The following is a 6293-nucleotide window of genomic DNA, read 5'->3' on the forward strand; positions in this document are numbered from 1 at the left end:
GGCCGATGACGGGTCCGTCCGGGATGGTGCGCTGTGATCTGGGCCACCCCGTGAAACGTTACCTACAGGTAATCATCCGGTCAATGCGCCCGGATGCCGGCGTGCCGTGGCCCCGAGGCAGGTCCTGCGCTGGGACCCGGCGCGGCGGCCGGTTCAGGCCCCGGCCGTCCCGGTGTCCTCACCGGCCCCGGCGGCCCGGGCGCGGACCTCCTGGAGGCGCTGGCGGGCACCGTCCAGCCAGGCCTCGCACCGGTCGGCCAGTGCCTCGCCCCGTTCCCACAGCGCCAGGGACTCCTCCAGTCCGGCGCCGCCGGTCTCGAGCCGGGTCACGGTCTCGACCAGTTCGGCCCGGGCCTGTTCGTAGCTCATCCGCGCGACGTCCGAGGTGTCCGCGGCGGAGAACCCCTCCACGGCGGTGGCCTCGGCGGCCCCGTCCTGGCCGGCGGGGGTGGTGCTGGGGGTGCTCATCGAGTCTCCTCTGTGCTGCTCTGGGCGCCGCGCTCGGGGCCCAGGGTGGTTCCGGTGGTGGTGGCGGCGATGCGTCCGGCGGCCACCAGGATGTCCAGGGTGTCACCGGGGGAGACCTGGCCGGCGTCGCGCACCACCCGGCCTCCGTGCTGGACCACGGCGTACCCCCGGTCCAGGGTGTGCTGGGGGGACAGCGAGCGCACCCGGGCACGCAGGTGCCCGACCGCGTCGTGCTCGCGGTCCAGCTGTCCGGCCAGGGACGTCCGGGCGCGCTCGCGCCACCGCTCCAGGTCGTCCATCCGCTCGGACACCATCCGTTCCGGATTCGCCAGCACGGGCCGGGTGCGCAGCGACTGCAGCTGCTGCGCCTCGTGCAGCACGAGCCGCTCCACCCCCGAGGCCAGACGCGACCGTGCACCGGCGATCGCCTCGCGTTCCACCGCGGCGTCCGGGACGATCCGCTTGGCCGCGTCCGTGGGGGTGGAGGCCCGCAGGTCCGCGACGTCGTCCAGCACGGGCCGGTCCGCCTCGTGCCCGATGGCCGAGACCACCGGCGTCCGGGTGCCCGCCACGGCACGCACCAGGGCCTCGTCCGAGAACGGCAGGACGACCTCCTCGAGGGCGCCTCCACCGCGGGCGATGACGATGACGTCCACCTCCGGGTGCGCGTCCAGCTCGGCGACGGCGGCCATCACCTCGCGCGGGGCGCTCGCCCCCTGCACGGCCACCTCGCGGACCTCGAAGCGGGCGGCGGGCCAGCGCAGGTGGGTGTTGCGCATGACGTCCTTCATCGCGTCCGAGTCTCGGCCGGTCACCAGCCCGATGAGCTGCGGCAGGACCGGCAGCGGCTTCTTGCGCTCCGGGGAGAACAACCCCTCCGCCTCCAGGGCGCGGCGCAGCTTCTCCACGCGGGCCAGCAGGTCACCGAGGCCGACCGGGCGCATGGCCGAGGCGATCATGCTCAGCTTGCCGGTCTTGGTGTAGAAGCTCGGCTTCACGCAGGCCACCACGCGTGAGCCCTGCTCGACCGTGCCGTCCAGGGTGGCGGCGACGTTGCGCCAGGCGGTCACCGGCAGAGAGTAGTCCGCGTCCAGGTCCCGCAGGGTCATCCACGCGTTGCCGCGGATCACCTTGTACTCGATCAGCTGGCCCTCGATCCACGCCTGGGGCGCCCGCTCGAAGTAGCGCTTGAGGTTCTCCGAGAGCACGCGCAGCGGCCAGGGGGCGTCGGGGGCGGTCTCCGCCGCGGTGGCGGGAGGCGAACCGGCTGCCAGGGGCTCGTCCATGCGGGGCGGATCCTCTCCACGGGGGTCGACTGGTGGGCGCCGACGGGTGGCGTCGTTCCCCTTAGTTCTATCAGTAGGCTGGGCCGCGATAACCCCACCGCTGAACGGAGCCGCGATGCGCACGGCGCTCTCCCTCGTCCTGGCCGTGCTCGCCGGACTGCTCGCGTCCCTGGCCCTGGCCGGGGCCCGCCTCGAGGCCCTGGTCCACACCCCCGGACCCCTCCAGCGGATCGCCGGGCCCATGTCCGAGGACCCCCGGTTGCGCGCCGCACTGCCCGGTCAGGTGACGTCCCTGGTGCGGGAGAACCTGCCGGCCCAGCTCCCGTCCTTCCTCCAGGAGGGACTGATGGGCCTGGTGCAGGGCGCGGTGGACGGCCTCGTGCACGACGACCGCTTCCCCGACGCCTGGGCGCAGACGCTGGAGCAGACCCGCGTGGACTGGGTGGAGCGGCTCGAGGCGGTCGAGACCGGGGCGGCCGGGCCCGCCGATGCCACCGTGCACCTGCACCTGGCCCCGCTGGCCGATCTCGGCGTGGAGCGGTTGTCCGAGTCCGTCGAGATGCTCCCGGGTGGGGAGGCCGTCGGCCGGGCTGTCCGGGAGGGTGCTGAACAGGCGCTCGGCGACCTGCAGGACCCGGTCAGCGGGGACGACGCGGGGGCCTCACCCCTGGTGGTCGACCTCAACGTCCCGGATCCCGCGGAGGTCAGCGGCCAGCGGCTCGCCCAGGTGGTGTCCCTGCTGCCGCAGTGGCCCTGGCTGGCCGGCGGGGCCGTCGCCGCGGGCCTGCTGGCCCTGCTCACCGCGCCGCGCGGGCGGCGCTGGGGCGTGCTGGTCGCCGCCGGTGCGACCGCGGTGCTGGCCGGGGTCATCGGCTGGTGGGCACTGGGCCGGCTGGAGGTGACCGGGGTGACCGGCCTGGCACGCATCGCCGCCGAGTCCCTCACCGAGGGGGTCCGCCAGTACGCCCTGCCGGACACGGTCCTGCTGATGGCCGGCGGCGCCCTCGTGGCGGCCCTGGGCGGGCTCGCCGGACTGTTCTCCCGGGGACGGTCCGGCCGGCGGCGCTGAGGCGCCCATCACCCCCGGTGGCCAGCGGGTGCCCGCTCGGTAGAATGGCCCATATGTCTGCCGTCCCCTCTGTCTCGTCCATGCCTGCCGCGATGCCGCCCGCATCCGCCAGCGCTGCCCCCGTCGCCGTCGGGATGCCCCACGTGCCCCGCGCCCGCCGCACCCGCGAGGACGTGGAGGCCGCCGCCGTCGTGAACGGTGACAAGAAGGTCCTGCTGGCCGCTCCGCGCGGGTACTGCGCGGGCGTGGACCGCGCCGTGGTGGCCGTGGAGAAGGCGCTCGAGCACCACGGGGCGCCCGTGTACGTGCGCAAGGAGATCGTCCACAACCGCCACGTGGTGGAGACCCTGGAGCAGCAGGGCGTGGTCTTCGTGGAGGAACTGGACGAGGTGCCCGAGGGCTCGCTGACCGTGTTCTCCGCGCACGGAGTGTCCCCTGCCGTGGTCAACGAGGCCGCGGACCGGGGCCTCAGGACGATCGACGCCACCTGCCCGCTGGTCACCAAGGTCCACCGCGAGGCCGTGCGCTTCGCCCGGCAGGACCGGCGCATCCTCCTCATCGGCCACGAGGGCCACGAGGAGGTCGAGGGGACCTACGGCGAGGCGCCCGAGCACACCACCATCATCAACAACCCCGACGAGGCCCGGACGGTCCAGGTCGAGGACCCGGACAACCTGATCTGGCTGTCCCAGACCACGCTCTCCGTGGACGAGACGCTGGAGATCGTGTCCATCCTGCGCGAGCGGTTCCCCAACCTGCAGGACCCGCCCTCGGACGACATCTGCTACGCCACCTCGAACCGCCAGGCCGCGATCAAGAGGATCTCCCCGCAGTGCGACCTGATGATCATCGTGGGCTCGGCGAACTCCTCGAACTCGGTGCGCCTCAAGGAGGTCGCCCTGGAGTACGGCGCGCAGCGCGCCGAGCGCGTGGACTTCGCCCATCAGGTGGACGAGTCCTGGTTCGAGGGCGCGGCCACGGTGGGCCTGTCCTCCGGTGCCTCCGTGCCCGAGGTCCTCGTGCAGGACGTGCTGCGGCTGCTGGCCGAGTACGGCTACGGGGCCGTGGAGGAGGTCGTCACGGCGGAGGAGGACATCATCTTCTCGCTGCCGAAGGAACTGCGCGCCGAGATGAAGAAGGTCGGGGACACCGACCGCTCCCTGGGCGGCCGCAACCGCACCCCCAAGGGCTGATGCCGGACAGCGCCCCGGTGGCCGTCCACCTGGTCCTGATGGGGATCTCCGGTTCGGGCAAGACCACCCTCGCCGAGGGGCTCGCCACCCGCCTGGGCCGGCCCTACGCGGAGGCTGACCGCTTCCACCCGCCGGCGAACATCGAGAAGATGGCCGCCGGCATCCCGCTGACCGACGAGGACCGCTGGCCCTGGCTGGGCACCCTCCGGGACTGGATGGACTCCCAGACCGGTTCCGGCGGGACGATCGTGACCTGCTCGGCCCTGAGACGCGCCTACCGGGACCTGCTGCGGCAGGCGTCCGGCCGGGTCGTCTTCCTGCACGTCATCTCCGACCCCGCCGTCATCACCGAGCGGATGATGCACCGCCCGGGCCACTTCATGCCCGCGTCCCTGGTGCCCAGTCAGCTCGCGACCCTCGAGGTCCTCGGGGAGGACGAGGACGGCATGGTCCTGGAGAACTCCGGTACGGTGGACGAGCTCGTCGAACGGGCCCTGGACCTGGTCGAACGTCTCTGAGCGGACCGTCCCGAGGGCCTGTCGCCGACGAGCGCCAACCCCCGTGCACAGACGCCCCCGCACCCCGGGACCGTCCGTGCTGCATTCGACGATCCGAAGGCCCCACCCATGACCATCGACGACTGGACCCCCACTCTGGGGGCCGGCCCACTGCTGGGGATCGCCGCCGCGGCGATCATCCTGCTGCTGTTCCTCATCATGTACCTGCGGATGCACGCGTTCCCCGCGCTCGTCCTCGTCAGCCTCCTCACGGCCTTCGCGGCGGGCATCCCGCCATCCCTCGTGGTCTCCACCGCGACCGCGGGCTTCGGCAGCACCCTGGCGACGGTCGCCCTCCTCGTGGGCCTGGGTGCCATGCTCGGCAGGCTGGTCGAGATGTCCGGCGGCGCCAAGGTCCTCGCGGACACGCTGATCGGCTGGTTCGGGGAGAGGCGCGCCCCCTTCGCCCTGGGCGTCGCCTCACTGCTGTTCGGCTTTCCCATCTTCTTCGACGCCGGCCTGGTCGTGATGCTGCCCGTCGTCTTCGCCGTGGCACGCCGCCTGGGCGGATCGGTGCTGACCTACGGACTGCCCGTGGCCGGTGCCTTCTCGGTGATGCACGTCTACCTCCCGCCCCATCCCGGACCGGTCTCGGCCGCGACGTTCTTCGAGGCGAACGTGGGCCTGGTGATGGTCTTCGGCCTGGTGGTGGCCCTTCCCACCTGGTACCTGACCAGCTACCTCTTCGGGCGCTGGGCCGGCCGGCGCTGGGTGCTCCCGGTGCCGAACATCCTCGGTCACGCCGATGAGGCCCACGAGCAGAACCCGCCGCGGTTCTCCACCGTGGTCATGGTGCTGCTGCTGCCGATGATCCTGATCTTCCTCAACACCGGGCTCGACACGCTCCACCGCAGCGGCGTCCTGCCCGAGGGGGCCAGAGAGGCCACCTGGTTCCAGGTGCTGCGGGTCCTGGGCGAGACCCCGGTGGCCCTGCTGATCACCCTCATCGTGGCCATGGTCGTCCTGGGGCGGGCCCGGGGCACCGACAAGGCCGTCATCGAGAGGACGCTCGAGGGAGCGCTCGGGCCGGTGTGCTCCGTCATCCTGGTCACCGGCGCCGGCGGCATGTTCGGGTCAGTGCTGCGGGCCTCCGGCATCGGCAACGCCCTGGAGGACTCCCTGGAGAACCTCGGGGTGCCGCTGATCCTGGCCGGCTTCATCATCGCGGCCATCCTGCGCATCGCCCAGGGCTCGGCCACCGTGGCCCTGACCACCGCCGCCGGGCTCGTCAGCGCCGGCGTGGCCGCCGCCGACTACAACCCCGTCCAGCTGGCCGCCATGGTGCTCGCCGTCGGGGCCGGCTCCGTGGTGGCCTCGCACGTCAACGACTCCGGCTTCTGGCTGGTCGGACGATTCTTCGACATGGACGTGAAGACCACCCTGAAGACCTGGACCGTGCTCGAGACCCTGATCGGCCTCATGGGCTTCGCCATCGCCTGGACGATCTTCGCGATCGCCGGCACCGTGGGCTGACCGCCGCACGGGCACGGCACCACCCGCCCACGACGAAGGCCCCGGTTCCGAACGGAACCGGGGCCTTCCTCACCTGTCCACCGTCCTCAGGGACGGGGGGCGGCCCGCCGATCCGGCGGAACCGGACCCGGCGGGGCGGGTCAGCCGCGCGCGGCGCCCGAGGACCGGCGGCGGCTGCGGTTGCCGCGGCTGCGGCCACCGGCGCGCTCGCCCGAGCCGTCCCGGGAACCGGCACCCTCGGCGTAGT

6 protein-coding genes are annotated in these 6293 nt (G+C 72.9%); 4 read left to right on the top strand and 2 right to left on the bottom strand.

Features of this window, described 5'->3' with window-relative positions:
• Positions 1 to 153: 153 nt before the first annotated feature.
• Positions 154 to 468: an exodeoxyribonuclease VII small subunit gene (locus CITRI_RS0108170; protein ID WP_010144235.1), complete on the bottom strand. Its 315-nt coding sequence runs from the start codon at positions 466 to 468 to the stop codon at positions 154 to 156.
• Entirely contained in the window at positions 465 to 1754 is a 1290-nt protein-coding gene (gene xseA / locus CITRI_RS0108175) for an exodeoxyribonuclease VII large subunit (RefSeq protein WP_010144236.1), read from the bottom strand. Before xseA ends, CITRI_RS0108170 begins: the two co-directional genes overlap by 4 nt.
• 115 nt (positions 1755 to 1869) lie before the next feature.
• Between xseA and CITRI_RS0108185 the strand changes: the two genes are divergently transcribed.
• The 4 genes from CITRI_RS0108185 (at position 1870) to CITRI_RS0108200 (ending at position 6046) form a co-directional block, all read left to right on the top strand.
• Positions 1870 to 2823: a hypothetical protein gene (locus tag CITRI_RS0108185; protein WP_010144237.1), complete on the top strand. Its 954-nt coding sequence runs from the start codon at positions 1870 to 1872 to the stop codon at positions 2821 to 2823.
• Between the two features lie 92 nt (positions 2824 to 2915).
• Positions 2916 to 4016, top strand: coding sequence for a 4-hydroxy-3-methylbut-2-enyl diphosphate reductase (locus tag CITRI_RS0108190; protein WP_010144239.1), 1101 nt, complete (start codon positions 2916 to 2918; stop codon positions 4014 to 4016).
• A complete protein-coding gene (locus CITRI_RS0108195) occupies positions 4016 to 4534 on the top strand; it encodes a gluconokinase (RefSeq protein WP_010144240.1) in 519 nt (172 codons plus the stop codon). Before CITRI_RS0108190 ends, CITRI_RS0108195 begins: the two co-directional genes overlap by 1 nt.
• Before the next feature lie 108 nt (positions 4535 to 4642).
• Positions 4643 to 6046 (top strand): GntP family permease, encoded by a 1404-nt coding sequence (locus CITRI_RS0108200; RefSeq protein ID WP_010144241.1) that lies wholly within the window; start codon positions 4643 to 4645, stop codon positions 6044 to 6046.
• The last annotated feature ends 247 nt before the right edge of the window (positions 6047 to 6293 follow it).

The organism is Citricoccus sp. CH26A, assembly GCF_000224415.1.
In the GTDB taxonomy this organism is placed as follows: Bacteria; Actinomycetota; Actinomycetes; order Actinomycetales; family Micrococcaceae; genus Citricoccus.

What these genes read in the sequence shown, in the direction of transcription:
- CITRI_RS0108170 (WP_010144235.1), bottom strand. Translation starts at nt 468, where the DNA reads ATGAGCACCCCCAGCACCACCCCCGCCGGCCAGGACGGGGCCGCCGAG.
- xseA (WP_010144236.1), bottom strand. Translation starts at nt 1,754, where the DNA reads ATGGACGAGCCCCTGGCAGCCGGTTCGCCTCCCGCCACCGCGGCGGAG.
- CITRI_RS0108185 (WP_010144237.1), top strand. Translation starts at nt 1,870, where the DNA reads ATGCGCACGGCGCTCTCCCTCGTCCTGGCCGTGCTCGCCGGACTGCTC.
- CITRI_RS0108190 (WP_010144239.1), top strand. Translation starts at nt 2,916, where the DNA reads ATGCCGCCCGCATCCGCCAGCGCTGCCCCCGTCGCCGTCGGGATGCCC.
- CITRI_RS0108195 (WP_010144240.1), top strand. Translation starts at nt 4,016, where the DNA reads ATGCCGGACAGCGCCCCGGTGGCCGTCCACCTGGTCCTGATGGGGATC.
- CITRI_RS0108200 (WP_010144241.1), top strand. Translation starts at nt 4,643, where the DNA reads ATGACCATCGACGACTGGACCCCCACTCTGGGGGCCGGCCCACTGCTG.